At 64.2% G+C, this 19,945-nt stretch carries 16 protein-coding genes; 7 read left to right on the top strand and 9 right to left on the bottom strand.

From position 1 onward, the window contains the following. Positions 1-109: 109 nt before the first annotated feature. Positions 110-1,618: a TSCPD domain-containing protein gene (locus ASILVAE211_RS06645; protein WP_227320510.1), complete on the top strand. Its 1,509-nt coding sequence runs from the start codon at positions 110-112 to the stop codon at positions 1,616-1,618. A gap of 134 nt (positions 1,619-1,752) precedes the next feature. After that, on the top strand, positions 1,753-3,075 hold the full coding sequence (locus ASILVAE211_RS06640; RefSeq protein WP_227320509.1) for a UDP-glucose dehydrogenase family protein: 1,323 nt from the start codon (positions 1,753-1,755) through the stop codon (positions 3,073-3,075). Between the two features lie 157 nt (positions 3,076-3,232). Here ASILVAE211_RS06640 and ASILVAE211_RS06635 read toward each other — a convergent pair whose 3' ends face one another. From ASILVAE211_RS06635 to ASILVAE211_RS06595, 9 genes are all read right to left on the bottom strand, one after another. After that, entirely contained in the window at positions 3,233-4,036 is an 804-nt protein-coding gene (locus ASILVAE211_RS06635) for an ROK family protein (RefSeq protein WP_227320508.1), read from the bottom strand. Continuing rightward, positions 4,021-5,553, bottom strand: coding sequence for a glucose-6-phosphate dehydrogenase (gene zwf, locus ASILVAE211_RS06630; RefSeq protein ID WP_227320507.1), 1,533 nt, complete (start codon positions 5,551-5,553; stop codon positions 4,021-4,023). The genes ASILVAE211_RS06635 and zwf overlap by 16 nt, the downstream gene beginning before the upstream one ends. Next, the gene (gene gnd, locus ASILVAE211_RS06625) at positions 5,550-6,545 is read right to left on the bottom strand and encodes a phosphogluconate dehydrogenase (NAD(+)-dependent, decarboxylating) (protein ID WP_406566019.1); all 996 of its coding nucleotides are present in this window, start codon (positions 6,543-6,545) and stop codon (positions 5,550-5,552) included. The genes zwf and gnd overlap by 4 nt, the downstream gene beginning before the upstream one ends. A 149-nt stretch (positions 6,546-6,694) precedes the next feature. Next, on the bottom strand, positions 6,695-8,866 hold the full coding sequence (locus tag ASILVAE211_RS06620; RefSeq protein ID WP_227320506.1) for a DUF6600 domain-containing protein: 2,172 nt from the start codon (positions 8,864-8,866) through the stop codon (positions 6,695-6,697). Positions 8,867-9,031: 165 nt separating this feature from the next. Then, positions 9,032-11,041: a TonB-dependent receptor domain-containing protein gene (locus ASILVAE211_RS06615; RefSeq protein ID WP_227320505.1), complete on the bottom strand. Its 2,010-nt coding sequence runs from the start codon at positions 11,039-11,041 to the stop codon at positions 9,032-9,034. Between the two features lie 185 nt (positions 11,042-11,226). After that, on the bottom strand, positions 11,227-12,009 hold the full coding sequence (locus tag ASILVAE211_RS06610; RefSeq protein WP_227320504.1) for a heme ABC transporter ATP-binding protein: 783 nt from the start codon (positions 12,007-12,009) through the stop codon (positions 11,227-11,229). A 5-nt stretch (positions 12,010-12,014) separates the two neighbouring features. Next, positions 12,015-13,103 (bottom strand): FecCD family ABC transporter permease, encoded by a 1,089-nt coding sequence (locus ASILVAE211_RS06605; RefSeq protein WP_227320503.1) that lies wholly within the window; start codon positions 13,101-13,103, stop codon positions 12,015-12,017. Between the two features lie 7 nt (positions 13,104-13,110). Next, positions 13,111-13,992: a heme/hemin ABC transporter substrate-binding protein gene (locus ASILVAE211_RS06600; RefSeq protein ID WP_227320502.1), complete on the bottom strand. Its 882-nt coding sequence runs from the start codon at positions 13,990-13,992 to the stop codon at positions 13,111-13,113. Between the two features lie 93 nt (positions 13,993-14,085). Continuing rightward, on the bottom strand, positions 14,086-14,445 hold the full coding sequence (locus ASILVAE211_RS06595) for an antibiotic biosynthesis monooxygenase family protein (protein ID WP_227320501.1): 360 nt from the start codon (positions 14,443-14,445) through the stop codon (positions 14,086-14,088). 337 nt (positions 14,446-14,782) lie between these two features. Here ASILVAE211_RS06595 and ASILVAE211_RS06590 point away from each other — a divergent pair, with 337 nt between their 5' ends. The 5 genes from ASILVAE211_RS06590 (at position 14,783) to pyrH (ending at position 19,937) form a co-directional block, all read left to right on the top strand. Then, positions 14,783-15,283: a hypothetical protein gene (locus ASILVAE211_RS06590; RefSeq protein ID WP_227320500.1), complete on the top strand. Its 501-nt coding sequence runs from the start codon at positions 14,783-14,785 to the stop codon at positions 15,281-15,283. Positions 15,284-15,355: 72 nt separating this feature from the next. Beyond that, complete coding sequence (gene hydA, locus ASILVAE211_RS06585) at positions 15,356-16,813, top strand: dihydropyrimidinase (RefSeq protein WP_227320499.1); 1,458 nt, start codon at positions 15,356-15,358, stop codon at positions 16,811-16,813. Positions 16,814-17,047: 234 nt separating this feature from the next. Then, entirely contained in the window at positions 17,048-17,854 is an 807-nt protein-coding gene (gene rpsB / locus ASILVAE211_RS06580; RefSeq protein WP_227320498.1) for a 30S ribosomal protein S2, read from the top strand. 228 nt (positions 17,855-18,082) lie between these two features. Continuing rightward, positions 18,083-19,006 (top strand): translation elongation factor Ts, encoded by a 924-nt coding sequence (tsf, locus tag ASILVAE211_RS06575; RefSeq protein ID WP_227320497.1) that lies wholly within the window; start codon positions 18,083-18,085, stop codon positions 19,004-19,006. A 208-nt stretch (positions 19,007-19,214) separates the two neighbouring features. Continuing rightward, positions 19,215-19,937 carry a UMP kinase gene (gene pyrH, locus ASILVAE211_RS06570; protein WP_227320496.1) on the top strand — a complete coding sequence of 241 codons (723 nt, stop codon included), beginning with the start codon at positions 19,215-19,217 and terminating at the stop codon, positions 19,935-19,937. Positions 19,938-19,945: the final 8 nt, after the last annotated feature.

Here is a 19,945-nt window from a genome sequence, read left to right as displayed (position 1 = left end):
GATCGCTAGAAGTTGTGGGTAACGTCGAATCGACGCCCCACATGTTCTTCCGCTTCCCGACTCGATGAGGTAACTTGTCAGCATGAAAGCAAGCAAGGCGTGGCGGGGCGTGCGGTTGCGTTGGGTGGAGGCGGCGGCCGATCCCGATTCCGCCCCGATTCCGGTCCTGCTGCCGACCACCTGGGATGACGGTGCGGCGGTGGCACTTGCCGGGCTTTTGCCGGACGCCCGGCGCGTCAGCCTGGCTGATCTGGCCGATGGCTGGATCGGGCTGGCCGCAAGCCGCGCTGAGGCGGCGGAGGTTTTCGCCGCCACCAGTCTGGCCGACACATTGCACGATCTTCTGCTGCGCCGGCGCGCGGCGCCCGGCGGCAGCTTGTGGACCGACCCGGCGACCAGCCTGGGCGCGGCACCGCGTTTTGTCCTTAATCTGCCGGCCTTCCTCGACCCCAGCACCGGCTTCGACCTGGCGGGCTTTCAGGAAGCGGCCGAGGTCGCGACTGTCACGCTGACGCTGCTGCGCCCCGACGCCAAGCGGATCGCTGTGGGTTTCGCCGATCTGGACGGGCTGCTGGCCGGTCTGGGCATCAATTATGACAGCATCGCCGGCCGCGACATTGCCGCCTGCGTCGCCGCAATTTTGCGCGGCCACGCGGAAGCGGCGTCCGCCCGTCTGTCGGGCCTCACCGGATTGCAGGTTCTGCCGGATATCTGGTCGGCACCGCCGCTGCATTGCGCCGTGCCCGGTCTGGCCGAGGCCGCTGCCCGCGCCTTTCATGACGCCGCCGCCCTGCATAGCTGCGCGCATGAAGTGGTTGCGGCGCAGACGCCGGCCGATGTCGCGGAAGCCATTTTGGGTGTCGAGACAACCGGTCTCGCCCCTGCCTTCGCCCGTGTCTCGGGTGACGGCCGCCTGACGCGCGCGGCCCGGCAGTTTTTGGCCGTGCGCAATCTTTCAACCGATCAGGCTCTGGCCGCGATGCTGCAGGGCGAGCAGCCGCTGCCTGCGGCTGCCGCCGAAGCGCATGCGGCCATGCACGCCGCTCTGGCGCCCATCATGCCTGTGCTGCCGCTGGTCCAGCCGCGCCGCAACCGTCGCGGCATGATGCAGCAAGGTCAGCCTTTGTCGCCGCATCCGGCGCAGCCGGTCGAGCTGCCGATGCGCCGCAGCGGCACGATGCAGAAAGCCGCCGTCGGCGGCCATCGCGTCTATCTGCGCACGGCCGAATACGAGGACGGCAAGCTGGGTGAGATCGGCATTTCCCTGCAAAAGGAAACGCCGGCCTTCCGCGCGTTGATGGATGCCTTCGCCGCTTCCGTCAGCCTTGGCCTGCAGCACGGCGTGCCGCTGGAGCAATTCGTCGAAACCTTCGTCGGCACCCGTTTCGGTGCGGGCGGCCTGGTCGAGGGCGATCCCAGCGTTGGCGCCGCAACCTCGACGCTGGATTACGTCTTCCGCCATCTGGCCGCCGCCCATCTTGGCCGCAGCCTGCCCGAGCCGGACGAAAGCGAATTGGCGCAGTCGGCCTCCGTCGTCGATTTGGAGCCGACCCTGCCACTGGAATGGCCGCAGGAAACGCCGGAGACGCGCCGGCGCGGCTTGCGACTCGTCTCTTAGTCTCGGAATCGCTACGATCGGCCCATAGATCGGTCACAAAGCGCTATCAAACAGATTGGGCGGCCGACGGGCAGGATGATCTCCTGCCTGCGGCGCCGAACTTTTGAGATTGCTCCGAGCGTGAAGGAACAGAGATGCGCGTCACGATGATCGGCGGGGGCTATGTCGGGCTGGTGTCCGGCGCCTGTTTTGCCCAGTTCGGCATGGAGGTCGCGGTCGTCGAGGTCGATGAGCGCAAGCTCTCGGCCTTGCAGCAGGGAAAGATTCCGATCTTCGAGCCCGGCCTTGATACGCTGGTGGCCGAGAATGTCGCCGCCGGGCGGCTGTCTTTCACGGGTAATATGGACGAAGCGCTGGTCGGCGCCGAGGTTGTGTTCATCGCCGTCGGCACGCCAACCCGTCGTGGCGATGGCCATGCCGACCTGACCTATGTCTATCAGGCGGTGGAGCAGGTCGCGCGCAAGCTGACGGGCTATGCGGTGATCGTGACCAAATCCACCGTGCCGGTTGGGACCGGCCGTAAGGTCGCCGAAATCATGCGTGCGGCGCGGCCGGATCTGGATTTCGATGTCGCCTCCAACCCCGAATTCCTGCGGGAAGGCAGCGCCATCGGCGATTTCATGCGGCCGGATCGCGTTGTCATCGGGGTCGAGAGCGAGCGCGCCGAGGCTGTGCTGCGCACGCTGTACCGGCCGCTCTTCCTGATCGAGACGCCGATTGTGGTGACCGCGATCGAGACCGCCGAGCTGATCAAATACGCCGCCAATTCCTTCCTCGCGATGAAGGTCACCTTTATCAACGAAGTGGCTGATCTTTGCGAGCGCGTGGGCGCGGATGTGCATGACGTCGCGCGCGGCATGGGGCTGGACGGGCGTATCGGCCGCAAGTTTCTGCATGCCGGTCCCGGTTTCGGCGGCTCCTGCTTCCCCAAGGATACGCTGGCGATGGCGCGTATCGGCCAGGACGCCGGCGCGCCGCAGCGGCTGGTGGAAACGGTGGTGCAGGTCAATGACGCGCGCAAATCGACCATGGCGAAGCGCGTCACCACGGCCTGCGGCGGGTCCGTGCGGGGCAAGAAGATCGCGGTCTGGGGCCTGACCTTCAAGCCCGAGACGGACGACATGCGCGATGCGCCGTCCATTCCCGTCGTCAGCCGGCTGGTGGAGGAGGGGGCCGATATTCACGCCTTCGACCCTGAGGGGATGGAGGCCGCGAAGCCGCATCTGCCAGGTGCCGTGGTCTATGAAACCGACGCCATCGCGGCGGTGACGGGTGCGGATGTTCTGGTCGTGCTGACCGAATGGAATGTTTTCCGCGCTGTCAGCCCGGCGCGGCTGAAGGCGGTCATGAAGGGCCGCGTCATCGTCGATCTGCGGAATATCTTCGATCCCACGGCCATGCGGGCGGATGGGTTCAAATACAGCTCCATCGGCCGCGCGGTGCCCGACCGGGCGTGAACGCGCTTTTCTAGAGCGTTTTAGGTTTGGGCTGGCGCCCCTCTCAGACCGTCATGCCCGCGAAAGCGGGCATCTTTTACGCTTCGTCGCAGTGCCAAAGGGAAAAGATTCCCGCTTACGCGGGAATGACGATGGTTCAGTGAAAGCCTGAAACGATCTAAGCCTGGATATCGTATTCCGGATGGCGGCCCTTGGCGTCCGACCAAAGGCGCGCGCCGCCGTCGATGCCGGCCTCGTTCGAGACCAGCCGGACGGAGGTCGACAGGCTCAGCGTCACATGTTTGGAATTGCCGCCGCCGATATAAAGACGGTCGAAATGCGTGAGCGCGCGGATGGTCGCGATCACCCGTTCCACACGCTTGTTCCAGCGCTTCTTGCCGATCTTCTCTAAAGCCGCGTTACCCACATAGAGATCGTACGTGTATTTCTTGTGGATCGGATGCGTGGACAGCTCAAGATGCGGCGCCAGCTCGCCGTTGTAGAAGATGCCGGTGCCGCAGCCGGTGCCGAGCGTGAGGATGACTTCCAGGCCTTCGCCCTTGATCACCGCCAGACCCTGCATTTCGGCATCGTTCACGATTTTGGTCGGAATGCCCTCGAAGCGATGGGAGACGAGGGCCGCCAGGTTGACGCCGTGCCAGACATCCTCGCCCAGATGCGGCGCGGTGAGGATGACATTGGCCCGCACCGCACCGGGAAACCCGATGGCGATGCGGTCAAAATGCGGCAGCGGCTTCACCAGATTGGCAATCGCTTCCACCAATACGCCGGGCGGGCAGGGATGCGGGGTCGCCACCCGCACCTTGTCCGCGATCATGGCCCCGGTGTGATCGATGACGGAGGCCTTGAGCCCGGTTCCGCCGATATCGATCGCGAGGATATTCAGTGCCTGCGCCGTTTCCGGCTGGGACGCTGATCCGGTATTTTGTCCGGTTTCGTTTGGCGTCAGATCGGCAGCCAAAATCTCCCCTCCCTTTCCAGAAGATGATTCGCTTCTTCGGGCCCTGCTGAGCCCGCTGCGTAATTCGGAAAGGATGCGTCGTGGAGAGCCCAGTTGTCCACAACAGGTTGCACGACACGCCAGGCCGCTTCCAACTGATCAGCACGCTGGAACAGCGTGGCGTCACCGATGAAGCAGTCGAAGATCAGCGTTTCGTAACCGGTCGAGGGCGCCTGCTTGAACCAGTCATCGTAGTTGAAGTTCATCGAGACCCGCTCGAAGGTCAGCATCGGACCGGGCTTCTTGGCATTGAACTGAAGCCTGATGCCTTCTTCCGGCTGGATCGAGATGATCAGCCAGTTGTCGCCCAGCACATCGACGCGCGTATTGCGGAACATCGCGAAGGGCGCTTGCTTGAAGCGGATCGCGATTTCCGTCTTGCGCTTGGACATGCGCTTGCCGGTGCGCAGATAGAAAGGCACGCCGGCCCAGCGCCAGTTGTCGATCATCACCTTCATGGCGACGAAGGTTTCAGTGACGCTGGTGGGGGAGACATGCGCCTCGTCCCGATAGGCGGGAACCGGATCGCCGCCAAGCTCGCCGGCCGCATATTGTCCGCGCACGGCATTATCGGGCGCGAGCGCATGCATGGAGGTGAAGACCTCCGCCTTTTTTGCGCGGATCGCTTCCGCGTCGAAAGCCGAGGGCGGTTCCATCGCCGTCATCGCCAGGAGCTGAAAGACGTGGTTGGGGACCATGTCGCGCAGCGCGCCGGTATGTTCGTAGAAGGAGCCGCGCTGTTCCACGCCCACCGTCTCAGCGACGGTGATCTGCACATGGTCGATGCGGTCGCGATTCCAGACCGGCTCGAACAGGCCATTGGCAAAGCGCAGCGCCATGATGTTCTGGACGGTCTCTTTGCCCAGAAAGTGGTCGATACGATAGACCTGATCTTCCGACAGGACCGACAGCACCTGCTTGTCGAGCGCGATGGCCGAGGCAAGATCATGACCGAAGGGCTTTTCGATCACGACGCGCCGCCAGCTTTCGCCTTCCTGGACGGTCAGGCCGGCACGGCCGAGGCCTTCCACGGTTGAGCCGAAGAAGCGCTCGGCGACGGCCAGATAGAACAGGACGTTCTTGCCGAGACCTTTTTCGTGATCGAGCTTTTCCAGATGGTCGCTCAATCGCTCGAACGTGTCTTCGCTCGAGAAATCACCGGAAAGGTAGGACATGGTGGCGGCAAGCCGCCCCCATGCCGTTTCGTCCACGGCGTGATCCTGATCGGCCCCTTCTCCACCCTTCTTGCGGGTGGAGACCAGGAAGTCATGCAGGTTCTGCGCCCAGGCGTCCTTGTCCTGCTGCACGAGATCGACGCCGACGAGGGCGAAGTTCTCAGGCAGCAGACCGGAGCAGCAGAGATTGTACAGCGCAGGCATGACGAGGCGTTTCGTCAGATCGCCCGCCGCGCCGAAAATCACCATCGCGCATGGCGGGGCGACCGGAGGGGCGCGGTGGGTTGCGCTGTCGCCGCTCATCCCTGGATGCTCGGCGCGTGGCTCTTGCCTTCGACGTGGCCGCCGAACTTGTTGCGCATCGCCGAGAGCAGCTTCTCGCCAAAGCTGTTGTCGATGCGGCTGCGGAAGCGGGCGAAGAGAGCAGCGGTGAGGACTTCGGCGGAAACCGCTTCCTCGATCGCGGCATTGATGGTCCAGCGGCCTTCGCCACTGTCATCGACCTTGCCGGTGAATTCTTCGAGGTCCGGGCTCTCGTTCAGCGACATGGCGGTGAGGTCGAGCAGCCAGGAGGAAACGACGCTGCCACGGCGCCAGACTTCGGAAATGTCGGTGAGGTTGAGGGTGTAACGCTCGTCTTCCGGCAGCTTGTCCGAGCTTTTGCCGCGCATGATGTCGAAGCCTTCGGCATAGGCCTGCATCAGGCCGTATTCGATGCCGTTATGGACCATCTTCACGAAATGGCCGGAACCGGCGGGGCCGGCATGAATGTAGCCCTGCTCGGCGCGGGCATCGCCGCTGAAGTTCGGCGTGCGCTCGATTTCGCCGAGGCCGGGGGCGAGGGTTTTGAAGATCGGGTCGAGGTGATCAACAATCGCCTTCTCGCCGCCGATCATCATGCAATAGCCGCGCTCGACGCCCCAGACGCCGCCCGAGGTGCCGACATCGACATAGTGCAGGCCCTTCGGCTCCAGCGCTTTGGCGCGGCGGATGTCTTCCTTGTAGAAGGTATTGCCGCCGTCGATGATGATGTCGCCCGGCTCCAGAATGCCGGTCAGAGTCTCGATGGCCTTCTCGGTGATTTCACCGGCCGGCAGCATGACCCAGACAGCGCGGGGCTTCGCGAGGGACTTCACGAGTTCCTCGAGCGAATGGGTCGGGGTCGCGTTTTCCTTTGCCAGCGTGTCGACGCTTGCGGGGTTCACGTCGAAAACCGAGACCTCATGGCCGTGCTGCATAAGTCGGCGGGCAATATTGCCGCCCATCCGTCCCAAGCCGATCATACCGAGCTGCATGCGAGCCTCCTTATGAGATTGTCCGGCGGGACGATATCGTGATGATCGCCCAGAGACTAGCGGCCGGATTCCTACAGTTTCGTGTTTCCGGTTCTCATCCGGTCCAAAGTCGCGGATTTTCGTCGTCACCTTTGCCCTGTCGCTTGGCTTTAGTGCTGAGGAGGCCTTGGTGGATTTCCATGCGGGGCGGGACGGGGGGCTTCGGCGTGCGGCGCCGGTCGCGGGGCTTCCATGCGCGGCGCGGGCGCCGGTCGCGGCATTTCGACCCGAGGAGCGGCAGGTCGCGGCGCTTCCACCCGTGGCGCCGGTGCCGGGCGAGGCGCCTGGACCCGAGGCGCCTCCGCCCGAGGCGCTTCGGCCCGAGGCGCTTCCATGCGAGGTGCCACAGCGCGGGGCGCCTGCGGCGCAGGGCGGGGTGCGGCTGTCCGGGGTGCCTGGATTGGCGGCGTGGTAGGCCGAGCAGCCTCGGTGCGGGGCGGTTGGCCGGGCTGGATCGCCGCCGGACGCGGCGCTTGCGGTTGGCCAGGGGCGGCATGCGCCTGCATTGGCGCCTGCATGGGCATCGCCTGCGGATGGGCGGCCGCCGCATGACCGGCCGCCGGAGCCAGAGCCGGCAGATTATGGGCCGCGATGCCGGGCGGGCCGGCTTGAGGCGCATGTGGTTGCGGCATCGCTGCCGGCCTAGCGCCGGGCACGGGCTGGCCGCCTGTAAGCTGGCCGCCGCCATGGAAGCTGGGCGCGACCGCGCCATGGGCAACGAGCATCGGCGGTGCTGCGCGTCGGCCGCCGGCCTCGCCTGCCTGTATCGGGCGGAAAGCCGGGCCAGGTGCCGCCGCGCCATGGGGCTGCTGGCCGGCCTGCGGTGCGGGCGGCAGGCCATGCTGTCCGCCGCCACCGGCGCCGGGGCGGAAGGCCTGGACCTGCGCGCCCTGCGGCAGGCCGTGGGCCACGGTCGCGATGGGGCGTCCGCCGACCATGGCGTCGCGCGGCGCGAAAGTGGCACCCTGGCGATTGTAGAAGCCGCCACCTGCGCCCGGCCCGTTATTCTCGTTGCCGACATCGCGGTAGCTGATGCGGTTGTTCACGACCGTCACGTTGCGCTGATAGAACTGGTTGTAGTTCTGCACATAAGGGCGGTTATAGGCGCCGAAATAGCGCGGCGAGACCGGATAGGGCGGGTAATAGGCTTCGCGCGGCCCGAGTGGCGCCCAGCCGATGGCGCCGGAAGCGAAGGCCGCCGCCGTCAGCACGCCGGCCGCCGCGCCGATGAAGGTGACGAGCGCCGGGGCGTAGACCGGCTGATAGCTGGCCTCATTATAGCCGGGGTCGCCGGCGGGCTCCGGCACCCAGCCCCAGCGGTCGCCGTATTGCGCCCAGCGGCCGTAATGGAAGGGCGCGAAACCCCAGGGCGCGTTATCCACCCAGGTCCAGCCCCAGGGCTGGACATAGGCCCAATGCCCGTCGCGATAGGGTACCCAGGACGACGCGACCTGCGGAAACCAGACTGCGCCGACACCGGCCTGCTGCGACCAACTGCCGTATTGGGTCAGCACGCTGGCGCCGGTCATCTGCGCTGTCACGGGCGGGGCGGCGGTCGCGGTCGGCGGCGGGGGTGGGGCCGCCTGCTGCAGCATGCTGGTCAGGAACTGGTCCTGCTGCATGCCGCCCAATTGGGCCTGCACCGGATTGGTGCCGGAGACGACCAGGGTTTGTTGTGCCGCGATGGCCTGCGGGCCGCTGGCGCCGAGGCCGGTGAACTGGATCGCGCCGGTCACCGCCGTCACATAGGTCGGCGTATTGCTGTCGCCGGCAAAAATTTCATATTGGCCGGCGCCGGTAATCTGCGCGGTGCCGCGCGGTGTCTGGATCACCACGCTCTGTCCGTTTTCGAGGGCGACGATATTGAGGAAGATCTCTCCCTGCGACAGAGCGGCGGTGATGGTCGACTGGTCAATTTCCTGGGCCGTCAGTTCGGTGCCGCCGGCCAGCGCGATGCGGCTGGAATCGATCATCACCGAAGCCTGGGCCTGGGGCTGGGTCCAGACCGCGTCGCCGGTCGCGACCGGATAGTTCTGCGTCGCCGTCGCCCAGGCATTCTGGCTGGCACTGTGGAAGGAGACGGCGCCCGAGAGGTTGGACAGCCAGCCGACGCGGGCAGGCGGGTCACCCGCATCAGCGGCTGTATTCGCGGTGGCGCCGGGCGGCGCCGGTGGCGGCGCGGCTTGGGCGAAAGCGGGCGCGCTCGCCGCCAGATTGGCGCTGACCAGGCCGATACTGGCAATGACGGTCGGCACAAGCGACCATCGGACGCGATAGGACATGGCAGGCTGCCTCAGGCTGTGGACGCTTCTGTGAGCCGTAGTTGGAACTCACATGAGGCCGAAACGGTGTTTCGCCTGTGGCAGAGATAAGGCTCTCCGGAATGTGATTACGGAGGCGGGACTGTCCCGGCGGCGATCGGCCGCAACCGGGACAACGCGCGTGGCTTAGAAACGAACCTCGGTGCCGACATAGAAGGTGCGGCCGGGGCCATTGCCGGTGGTGCTGAGGAAGGGTGTGTAGTCGGCGTTGAGCAGGTTCGCGACCTCGCCATGGACATTGATATTGTCCGTCACCTGGTAGCTCGCGAAGAGGCCGACGATATTGTAAGGGTCGCCGCTATTGGGAACGGTCGTCGCGGCGGTCAGGGTGGAATTATAGCCGGTCGTCCAGCCGCCCGAGGTGAACTGGTAATTAGCGCCGACGGTCAGCTTGCGCTGTAGCAACCGTCCGGCGACGGTTGTGGCCACGACATTATCGGGCAGGTATTGCGATGCGCCGAGGCCGCTGAAGGTCGCCGGCAGATCCGAATGGGAATGCGTATAGTCGAAGGTCGCGAAGGCGAAACCGGCATCGTATTTCGCCGACAGTTCCACGCCATCGACCTTGCTGGTGCCGGCGATGTTCTGGAACTGATAGGCTTTCTGGCTCGCGACATAGGCGCCGGTGATGTAATTGCTGACATTCATCAGGTAGAAATCGCCACGCGCGGTGAAGGCATCATCCGCCGTAAAGATGCCATGGGCGCTGCTATTGGTGCCGAATTCCCAGCCGGTATCGGTCTCAGGCTTCAGATAGGGGTTGGGAATGAAGCTGGCCGAGACGGTGCCAGGGTGTTCGCCGCCCAGCATGGTTTCCTGCACCGTCGGCGCGCGCATGGACTCAGACCAGGTGACATAGGGTTGCAGCCAGGGTGTCGCTTGAACCGCGAGTGTCAGCTTGGGTTCGACTTTTCCATGCGACTGGTTGATCACGTAATTGCCATAGCCGGTCGACAGATAGCCATTGCCGTTTTCCGAGAAATACTGATAGCGCAGGCTCGGCGAGACGCTGAAGATGCCGTAGTTTAAGGTATTATTGGTAAAGACGCCGACCTGGGCCTGCTGGCCGGTACCCGGATTGACGCCGCCGTTACGCGAACCGGCATTGTCATGGAAGATCTCGAAGCCGTTGGCGCTGGTGATTTGAACGCCATGGACATTGAAATGGGATGTGTTCTGCGCGTCGCCGCCGATGCCCTGGTCATAGATTTTGCGGCCGACATAGGAGCCGGTGCCGCCCGTGTATTTCATGTTCAACTCGTTATAGTAAACGTGCGACACGAAATCGACGAGGTCGCCGCCCGGCGTATAGGCGTAATTGGCGCTCATCGTATTGTTGTGGATCGTCTGGTAATAGCTGTCGGCATAGAAATTGTTGTTGTAGATGACGGCGCCGAAACCGAAGGTCTGGTCGGTGCCGATATGCACTTCGGTTTTGGCGAGGCCAGAGGTCAGGTTCTGGCCGCTATGGGCGACGGAGTTGTAGTCGCCGTCCTTGTAATCGCCGGAGACATTTCGATCGATCGCCGCGACAACACCGACGCCATCCTTCTGGGCGCCGACGCCGATCATGGATTGCAGGCCGGCCGAATTGCTGCCGAGCGATACGCGGGACAGCGCACCGAAGGTCTGGCCGTCCTTCACGATGTCATCGACGCCGAGCGTATGAAAATTGACCGTGCCGGCCAGCGCGCCGCCGCCAAGGCCGGTGACCTGGCCACGGCTGATGTCGATGCCGGACAGTAGATTGGGATCGACATAGGTGAAGCCTGCGGCTTCATGATCGGTAAAGCCGAAGCTTTGCCGCACGCCGTCGATCGACATATTGACGCGGCCGCTGCCTTCGAAACCGCGAATATTCACAGCCACGCCGGCCTGCTGCGAACTTTGCCGCGTATAGACGCCGGCGGTGGAGCGCAGAACATCGTCCAGCTTGCGGGAGCCGTGTTCCTGCACGGTTTTATGACTGATAGAAGTTGAATTATCGCCCGGCTGCGCCTGTGTCGCCCTGACGACCAAGGGTTTCAGGCTTTGGGTCTGATCCGTGTCGCTCTGGGCGGAGGCGAGGGCCGGAATCAGAAGGAAGGCCGTGCCGAGAGCGGAACTTGCCAGTAACCAGCGCGAACGCGACGTCATAACAGGGAATCTCCACGATACTTGATAGCGCAATCATGTGGCGCCAGCGCATTCGCAGTTTCTGCCGTCGGCGGATGATCGCGCGGGAGGAGAGAGGAATGCCTGTCGCCAAGCTCACGAAGAGTTAATGCAATTAAGAGTCAATTGCAATGCGAATAATTCGCAATTGAACGACGGGCCTTGGCTTATGCCACCGGCACGATATGCGGCACATCGAAAGCGGGATGGCGCTGCACGATGACGCGCACGCCGAGCGCGGCCTCGATGATATCCGCCCGCAGAACGTCATCGGTCCGCCCTTGCGCCACAATGCGCCCTTTGCTCAGGATGATGACCTGATCAGCGAACATGGCAGCCAGATTGGGGTCATGCAGAACCGCGAAGACGCCCGCGCCGCCGCGTGCCAGCGATCGCGCGACACCCAGAATTTTAAGCTGATGCGACAGATCCAGATGGTTGGTGGGCTCGTCCAGCAGCAAGAAGCGGGCGCCAGAACTCGGCGCGCCGGAAATCTGCGCGATGACACGCGCCAGTTGCACGCGCTGTTGCTCGCCGCCCGAAAGGCTGGTGAAGGCGCGATCCGCCAGCGCTTCCGCGCCGGTCATCCGCATCGCGTCCTGCGCGATGGCGCGATCCTCCGTGCGCGTGGTGAGACCGGCATGGGCGCTGCGGCCCATCAGCACCACCTGAAGCACGGTAAAGGGAAAACTGACGCTCGTCGTCTGTGGCAGCACGGCACGAAGCCGTGCCAAGGCCATACGCGGCAGGTCGGCCAGTTGCGAGCCATGCAGATGCACGCTGCCCCGATCGGGGGGCAATGCGCCGGACAGAATATGCAGCAAGGTTGATTTGCCGGCGCCATTGGGGCCGATCAGCGCGGTGACCTTTCCGGGCGTTACCGTCACGGTGACATCGCTCAGAATCGGCGTTCCGCGCCGCGCGAAATGGATAGCCTGAGCCGCCAGCACAACAGTCAGCCTTCCGCCGCTGCGCGATGGCGGAGCAATTGGACGAGAAAGAAGGGGGCTCCGACCGCGCTGGTAAGGATACCGATCGGGATTTCCTGCGGCAGCGCCAAAGTGCGCGCCAGAAGGTCGGCCAGGGTCAGTAGGCTGGCGCCCAACAGCAGGGCCGCCGGCATCATCACGCGATGATCGGGCCCCACCAATTGCCGTGCGATATGCGGCACGACAAGGCTGACGAAGCCGATGATCCCTGTCAGGGCGACAGCCGCACCGACGGTCAGCGCGGTCAGCACGGTGACGGTGCGTTTCGTGCGCTCGACCGCAAAGCCGAGATGAAAGGCTTCGGTTTCACCGAGCAGCAATCCATTCAACGGACTTGCCAGTTTCAGCAGAAGCAACGCGGGGATGGTCAGCAAAGGTGCCGCGACGATGAGATTGGGCCAGGTGACGCCGCTGAGACTGCCAAGGAGCCAGAAGTTGAGATCGCGCAGGCTTTGGTCATTGCTCAGGAAAATCAGCAGGCCCAGGGTGGCGCCGATGCCGGCATTCAGTGCCACTCCGGCCAGCAGCATGGTCGTAACATGCGTGCGCCCCTGGCGGCTTGCCAGATGATAGACGATGCCGGTGGTGACAAGGCCGCCGAGGAAGGCGGCAAAGGGCAGCATCGCCGCGCGATATTCCAGCGGCATATGGGTCAGCAGCCGGTCGCCGAGCACGATGAGCAAACCAGCCGCCAGTGCGGCGCCGCTGGATATGCCGATCAGGCCGGGATCGGCGAGGGGGTTGCGGAATAGGCCCTGGGTCGCGGCGCCGGCGGCAGACAGACTGGCGCCGACCATCAGCCCCAGCAGGACGCGCGGCAGGCGAATGGATATCAGCACGGTTGCCTGAAGCGGCGTGTGATCGCCCAAAGCCGGCAGACCAAGCGCTCGACCTAAAACCAACAGGATGGCGCGCGGGGGAATGGGAACGGCGCCTATCCCGGCCGACAGCAAGACGCTGACAATAAGCAAAAGCCCCAGCATGAGCATAACGATGCGCGGCCGGGTCAAGTGCGTGCGCAAGACCGCTCGGCCGGACAGCACTGCACGGCTCATCTTTCGACTACTGGGCCGATGGCAGGTCAGGGTGCAGGACGGCGGCCAATTGCGCGGCGGCCTGCGGCGTGCGCGGGCCAAAGCCCAGCAGCAGCATGCCGTCCATCACCACGATGCGTTTGTTGCGCGCGGCCGGGCTGCCGGCCAGATCGGGCAAGGTCAGCACGGCTTCTTCGCCGCCAAGCCCGGGCAAAGCGAAATCGGGAATCAAGATGACATCGGGTGCGCTGGCGGCGACGATTTCCGGCGAGAGCGGTGCATAGCCGGGAAAGCCGGTGACGGCGTTCTGTCCGCCGGCGAGGCGGATGATGGCCTGGGCTGCGGTGCCGTCACCGGCTGCCAGGATATTGCCTTTGCCCCCGGACATCAGGACCAGAACCTTCGGATGGCGTTGCACATGGGTGAGACGAGCGGCGAGTTTTTGCCCACTATCCTCCACCTGCGCGGCCAGCACATCCCCGGCTGCCTGCTGGCCGAGCGCCGCCGCGACTGTGTGGATTTTATCGAGCACGCCGGGCAGGCCGGGCTGGTCAGGAATCATGATTATCGGCACGCCCGCGCCTTGTAGCTGCGTCAGCACGCCCTGCGGACCGGATCCGGCCTCGATCAGCAGCAGATCGGGGTGCAGCGCCAGAATGGGCTCGGCCGCCAGACGCCGCATATAGCCGATATCGGGGCGTGTCTTGGCGCCTTCGGGATAGTCGCTGGTGCTGTCGACGCCCGCCAGCCTGTCCTGCTGATGCAGGTCGTAGACGATTTCGGTGACGGCACCGCCGACCGAGACGATATGCGTCTGCGCAAAAGCGGCGTTGAAGGGCACCGCAAATATCGCGGCGGTCAGGAGGGTACCGGCCAGCAGGCGAGGGGGAAGCCAAGGAAGCGCGCGCACGTCTGTCTCGATTTTACAGGGAGGAAAAGGGATGCCGGGTTTGCAGCCTGCCGGCCGCCGCATCGGCCGGCAGGCTGGCACGGGCGACGGAAATCAGGCGGCTTGCGTGGCGCCCGACGTCAGGAAGCCCGGTGCGCCGTCCATCACCAGTTCCTGCACCACAGCGAAGCCTTCGAATTCCGGACGGCCGAGTGCCATGGAAACGCCCTGCGCGGCCTGCACATGGGCGGCACGAAATTGCTCGGATTTCGTCCAGGCTTCGAAATCTTCGCGCTCCTGCCAGATGGTATGCGACACGAAGAGAACATGGTCGTCTTTCTTCGGTCCTTCCAGAAGATGGAAAGCGACGAATCCGGGAACGGTTTCCAGATGCGTCTCGCGCGCCAGCCAGCGATCGCGGAAGGCCGTGTGATGGTCTGGGTTGATTTTGAATCGGTTGGTGGCGATGAACACGATCGTATTCCTGTAGTTGATCGAACAAATTTGTCCGCAAGGCCGTCCGGCGGTGGCATGCGGGGAAGGGTGAAGCAGGGTGAAAGGTGATCATCCTGGCGCGAACGCACCCTAGGATGCCTCACTATCAACTGCAAGTGATTCTCAATCGCATAATATACGAGTCTCGAATCCTCGCCCGATGGTACGGCCGGTCGCTCAAAATTGAAGGCGGCTGGCCTGGTGGCAGAACAGGGATGCCTTGGTTCGGCCTCGCTTCCTGCATCTCCGCGCCCAAGTTGAGGTCCAGTCTGAATGTCTGGGTAGAAGCCCAGGGCTCAACCGGGGGTGCCGCATCATGGCCCGCAGAGTATCGTTAGTGTTCCGCGCAGCCTTGGCCGGCGCGTCGCTGCTGGCCTTGGGCGGTTGTTATTACCCGGACGGGTATTACGGATCGCCCGGCTATGGATCGGCCGGCTATGCAGCCCCGGCCTACGCACCATCTTATGCGCCCGGCTATGCGCCGGGCTATGTCGCGGCCCCTGTTGTCGTTGGTGGCGGCTATTGGGGTGGCGGCGGCGGCGGTTACTGGGGTGGGGGCGGTGGTCCGCCCCCTGGCGGTTGGCATGGCGGTGGCGGTGGCGGTCCGCCGCCGGGTGGTTGGCATGGCGGTGGCGGTGGCGGTCCGCCGCCGGGTGGTTGGAATGGCGGTGGTGGCGGTCAACCGCCTCAGAGTGGCTGGCACGGTGGCGGCGGTGGTGGCGGTCAACCGCCGCAAGGCGGCTGGCATGGTGGCGGCGGCGGTGGCGGCCAGCCCTATACGCAGCAGCCCTCAAACCAGCGGATGTATAGCCACTAGATCGCCGCCGCTTGCGGCTTCTGTCATTCTGCTATGCACTGCCCCTGTAGCGTGTGAGAGCAGGGGGAAGCCGTGGGCAGTTTTGATCGCGTCGTTCGCGGCGGTATTGTGGTGACCGGCAGCGACACGGTGCGCGCCGATATCGGCATCATCGGCGAAACCATAGCGGCCATCGGCCTCGATCTCTCGACGGACGGCGCCGATGTGATCGACGCAGGCGGTCTGCTTGTCTTGCCGGGTGGCGTCGATCCGCATTGCCATATCGAGCAGTTGGAGCCGGACGGATCTTCCTACGAAGATAGTTTCGCCCATGCCTCGGCATCCTGTTTCGCGGGTGGCACCACCAGCGTAATCACCTTCGCGGCGCAGTTCAAAGGCCAGCGGCTGGGACCGGTGCTGGCCGAATATCATCGCCGCGCGGCACAGGGCATGGTCGACTACAGCTTCCACCAGATCATCAATGATCCCTTCTACGCCGTGGTGCAGGAAGACATCCCCGAAGTCGTCGCGTCGGGCGTGCGCAGCCTGAAAGTCTTCCTGACCTATGACGATGTGCGCATCGATGACCGGCAATATCTGCGCGTGCTGGCCGCTGCCCGCCGGGCGGGGGCCATCGTCACGGTCCATGCAGAGAATTACGATGCGATCGGCTGGCTGACCGAAGCGCTGCTGAAGGCCGGCATGACGGCGCCCAAATATCATGCCTGGGCGCGGCCGACGGTGATCGAGCGTGAAGCGACGCACCGCGCCATCGCGCTGGCCGAACTCATCGATCAGCCGATTCAAATCTTCCATGTCTCCGGTCCCGAGCCGGCGCATGAAATCGCCGCGGCACAGGATCGCGGTCTGAAAGTCTGGGGAGAGACCTGCCCGCAATATCTGGTGCTGGATGCGGCCGATATGGACCGTCCGGGGTTCGAGGGCGCCAAATTCGTCTGCAGCCCGGCGCCGCGCGGCCAGGCGGAGAGCGAGGGGCTGTGGCAGGCGATTCGCGCCGGGACCATCGACATCATTTCCTCCGACCATAGCGGCCATAGCTTCTATAAGGAGGGCATCGGCAAACAGAAAAACGGCACCGAGGCGCCTTTCACGCGCGTCCCCAACGGGGTTCCTGGCCTGGCGGCGCGCATGCCGATCATCTTCAGCGAAGGCGTGTCCAAGGGCCGGATCGACCTACAGACCTTCGTGCGCCTGACCTCGGTCAATGCCGCCAAGCTGTTCGGCCTCTATCCGCGCAAAGGCACCATCGCGCCGGGCGCGGATGCCGACCTCGTGCTGTGGGATCCGACCCGTCGCGTCACCATCACCAATGACCTGATGCAGCATGCCATCGATTACACGCCCTATGAGGGGCTGGAGGTGATCGGCTGGCCGCAGATGACGATAGCCCGCGGCCGTGTGGTGATGCAGGACGGCGTGGTGACGGCCGAACCGGGCTCGGCCAAGTTCCTGGCGCGCGGCCCTTACGAGCTGATCCGTCCGCGCGGCGTGCTGCCCAACGGTTTCGATACCAGTGCGATCATGATCTGAGCACCGGCCAAGCAGCTGGGCCTGCGCGAATAGCTGCCCGGCAGCGCGGCAGGCCTCGTTCCGCTTGCAAAGACGGAGCCAATGCGTAATAGGAGCCCCGCTTCGGTTCCGATTGTCGGGACAGGAGCAAATTCGCACGCAGGGCGCCTTTCTCGGCCGAAAACGACCGGGTCCGGTGCTTACAAGCTACGCCCTGCGGAGGGTTAACCGGACGAATAGGAAAGGAGCACGCTCATGGCGATGCCCGAATACACGCTGCGTCAGCTGCTGGAAGCTGGCGTTCACTTTGGTCACCACACCCGTCGCTGGAATCCCGCGATGGCGCCGTACCTCTTCGGCGTCCGCAATCAGGTCCATATCATCGACCTGCAGCAGACCGTGCCGATGCTGGATCGCGCCCTGCGCGCGCTGCGCGACACGACCGCCAATGGCGGCCGCGTTCTGTTCGTCGGCACCAAGCGCGCCGCGGCTGAGCCCGTCGCCGACGCCGCTCGCCGTTGCGGCCAGTATTACGTCAACCATCGCTGGCTCGGCGGCATGCTGACCAACTGGAAGACGATCACGGCCAGCATCAAGCGCCTGCGCCAGATCGAAGAGCTGGTCGGCGGCGACACCCAGGGTCTGACCAAGAAGGAAGTTCTCGAGATCACGCGCGACCAGGAGAAGCTGGAACGCGCGCTCGGTGGCATCAAGGAAATGGGCGGCCTGCCCGATATCCTGTTCATCATCGACACCAACAAGGAAAAGCTTGCCGTTCAGGAAGCCAACAAGCTTGGCATCCCGGTCGTTGCCGTCCTTGACAGCAATTCGGACCCGGCCGGCGTGACCTACCCGATCCCGGGCAATGACGACGCCATCCGCGCCATCATGATGTATTGCGATCTGGTGTCGAACGCCGTTCTCGACGGCATCAGCGCTGAGATGGCCGCTTCGGGCCGTGACATCGGCGCGGCCGAAGAACTGCCGGCTGGCGTTCTGCCGGACGACGAAAGCGAAGACGAGGCTCCGGTCGTGGCTGCGGAAGCTCCCGTCGAAGCCTGAGACCTTTCCAGCCTGTCGGGTGGCTTTGCGGCCCGACAGGCCGGTCTGATGACGTAGGGCTCCCAGTCCATGATTGAGGGCGAGATTCCGATTTCAGGTCGCATGACCTGAAATCGTCTCGCTTTGGGGGCCTTCTCTGGATGTTCGGGGCCGATATAAAGGCTCGCCTAGAGGAACCGATGGCGGAACTGCCGATCTGGGGCGCCGCTTAACCACACGGAGATCGAAATGGCCGAGATCACAGCCGCGCTGGTCAAGGACCTGCGCGAGAAGAGCGGCGCCGGCATGATGGATTGCAAGAAGGCGCTGTCCGAGAATGGTGGCGACCTCGATGCCGCCATCGACTGGCTGCGCAAGAAGGGCCTGTCCGCCGCCGCCAAGAAGTCCGGTCGCGTCGCGGCCGAGGGCCTGATCGGCGTTGCGAGCAGCGTCAATGTCGCCTCCATGGTCGAGGTCAATGCCGAGACCGACTTCGTTGCCCGCAACGAAACCTTCCAGGATTTTGTCGAGACGGTCGCGAAGATCGCGCTTGAAGTCGGTGAAGACGTCGAGGCCATCAAGGCTGCCGCTTTCCCGGGCACCAGCCACACGGTCGGCGATGAGCTGACCAAGCTGGTCGCGACGATTGGCGAGAATATGACGATCCGTCGCGCCCGCGTTCTGCGCGTATCGAGCGGCGTCGTCGCGACCTATGTTCACAGCGCGCTGAAGCCGGGTCTCGGCAAGATCGGCGTGCTGGTGGCTCTGGAAGCGCCGAGCGAGCTGGACGGTCTCGAAATCCTGGGCCGTCAGGTCGGCATGCATGTCGCGGCCACCCGCCCGGACGCGCTCGACGTCGATTCGGTCGACCCTGCTGCCCTGGTGCGCGAGCGTGAAGTGCTCAGCGAGCAGGCGCGGGCCTCCGGCAAGCCGGAAGCGATCATCGAGAAAATGGTCGAAGGTCGCATCCGTAAGTATTACGAGGAAGTGGTTCTGCTGGAGCAGGTCTGGGTGCATGACGGCGAAAGCCGCGTCCGCGCCGTGGTCCAGAAGGCCGGCGCCAAGCTGATCGGTTTCGACCGCTTCCAGCTCGGTGAAGGCATCGAGAAGCAAGTATCTGATTTTGCTGCTGAAGTTGCAGCAACCGCCGGCATCGCTCCCGCCAGCGTCTAAGGCTAACCGTCGGGGGTGGCGTGTTGCACGCCGCCCCCGCGCGCCTCCGCACACACATTTTCGTGGTCGCGGACCTGCTCTGCGCGTTTGCGCCGGGATTGAGACTCTGACACTTGTGGCGCTATCACCCTATCTCTAGGGTGCGGCCGCCCAGGCCCTCTGGGCCGCATCGGCCAGTGACGTGTCGCTACAGGAATTCAAGGACAACATGGACGGTCAGCCCCTTTACAAGCGCGTGCTCCTTAAGCTGTCGGGTGAGGCGCTGATGGGGCCCGGCGAATACGGGCTCGACTCTAACACCGTGAAGCAGATCGCGGCCGATATCGGCTCCGTCGTCGCCATGGGTGTCGAAGTCTGCGTCGTTATCGGCGGCGGCAATATTTTCCGTGGCATGAAAGGTGCGGCTGCCGGCATGGACCGCGCCCAGGCCGACTATATGGGCATGCTGGCGACCGTGATGAACGCGCTGGCCATGCAGAGCGCGCTGGAAATCGCCGGCCTGCCGACCCGCGTGCAATCCGCGATCCCCATGGCCAGCCTCTGCGAACCCTATATCCGTCGGCGCGCTCAGCGGCATATGGAGAAGGGCCGCATCGTTATTTTTGCGGCCGGCACCGGCAACCCGTTTTTCACGACCGACACCGCCGCCGCCTTGCGCGCGGCCGAGATGAGCTGCGACGCCATCCTAAAAGGCACGCAAGTCGACGGCGTCTATTCGGCTGATCCTAAGAAAATTGCCGATGCCAAACGGTTTGACACGCTGACCTATCTGGAAGTGCTCTCTCAGGATCTGGCCGTGATGGACGCGGCGGCGATCAGCCTGGCGCGGGAGAGCAAGCTGCCGATCGTGGTGTTCAACCTCCACCGTCAAGGCGCATTTGCGTCTGCCATGCGCGGTGAAGGCCCCTATACGATCATCCGCGACGTTTGACGAAGGAG

Origin of the sequence: Acidisoma silvae (assembly GCF_020618775.1) — a bacterium.
In the GTDB taxonomy this organism is placed as follows: Bacteria; Pseudomonadota; Alphaproteobacteria; order Acetobacterales; family Acetobacteraceae; genus Acidisoma; species Acidisoma silvae.
The sequence above is the reverse complement of the archived record's forward strand: the minus strand, read 5'-3'. Positions and strand labels throughout refer to the sequence as shown.

What these genes read in the sequence shown, in the direction of transcription:
- ASILVAE211_RS06640 (WP_227320509.1), top strand. Translation starts at nt 1,753, where the DNA reads ATGCGCGTCACGATGATCGGCGGGGGCTATGTCGGGCTGGTGTCCGGC.
- zwf (WP_227320507.1), bottom strand. Translation starts at nt 5,553, where the DNA reads ATGAGCGGCGACAGCGCAACCCACCGCGCCCCTCCGGTCGCCCCGCCA.
- gnd (WP_406566019.1), bottom strand. Translation starts at nt 6,545, where the DNA reads ATGCAGCTCGGTATGATCGGCTTGGGACGGATGGGCGGCAATATTGCC.
- ASILVAE211_RS06620 (WP_227320506.1), bottom strand. Translation starts at nt 8,866, where the DNA reads ATGTCCTATCGCGTCCGATGGTCGCTTGTGCCGACCGTCATTGCCAGT.
- ASILVAE211_RS06615 (WP_227320505.1), bottom strand. Translation starts at nt 11,041, where the DNA reads ATGACGTCGCGTTCGCGCTGGTTACTGGCAAGTTCCGCTCTCGGCACG.
- ASILVAE211_RS06605 (WP_227320503.1), bottom strand. Translation starts at nt 13,103, where the DNA reads ATGAGCCGTGCAGTGCTGTCCGGCCGAGCGGTCTTGCGCACGCACTTG.
- ASILVAE211_RS06590 (WP_227320500.1), top strand. Translation starts at nt 14,783, where the DNA reads ATGGCCCGCAGAGTATCGTTAGTGTTCCGCGCAGCCTTGGCCGGCGCG.
- rpsB (WP_227320498.1), top strand. Translation starts at nt 17,048, where the DNA reads ATGGCGATGCCCGAATACACGCTGCGTCAGCTGCTGGAAGCTGGCGTT.
- tsf (WP_227320497.1), top strand. Translation starts at nt 18,083, where the DNA reads ATGGCCGAGATCACAGCCGCGCTGGTCAAGGACCTGCGCGAGAAGAGC.
- pyrH (WP_227320496.1), top strand. Translation starts at nt 19,215, where the DNA reads ATGGACGGTCAGCCCCTTTACAAGCGCGTGCTCCTTAAGCTGTCGGGT.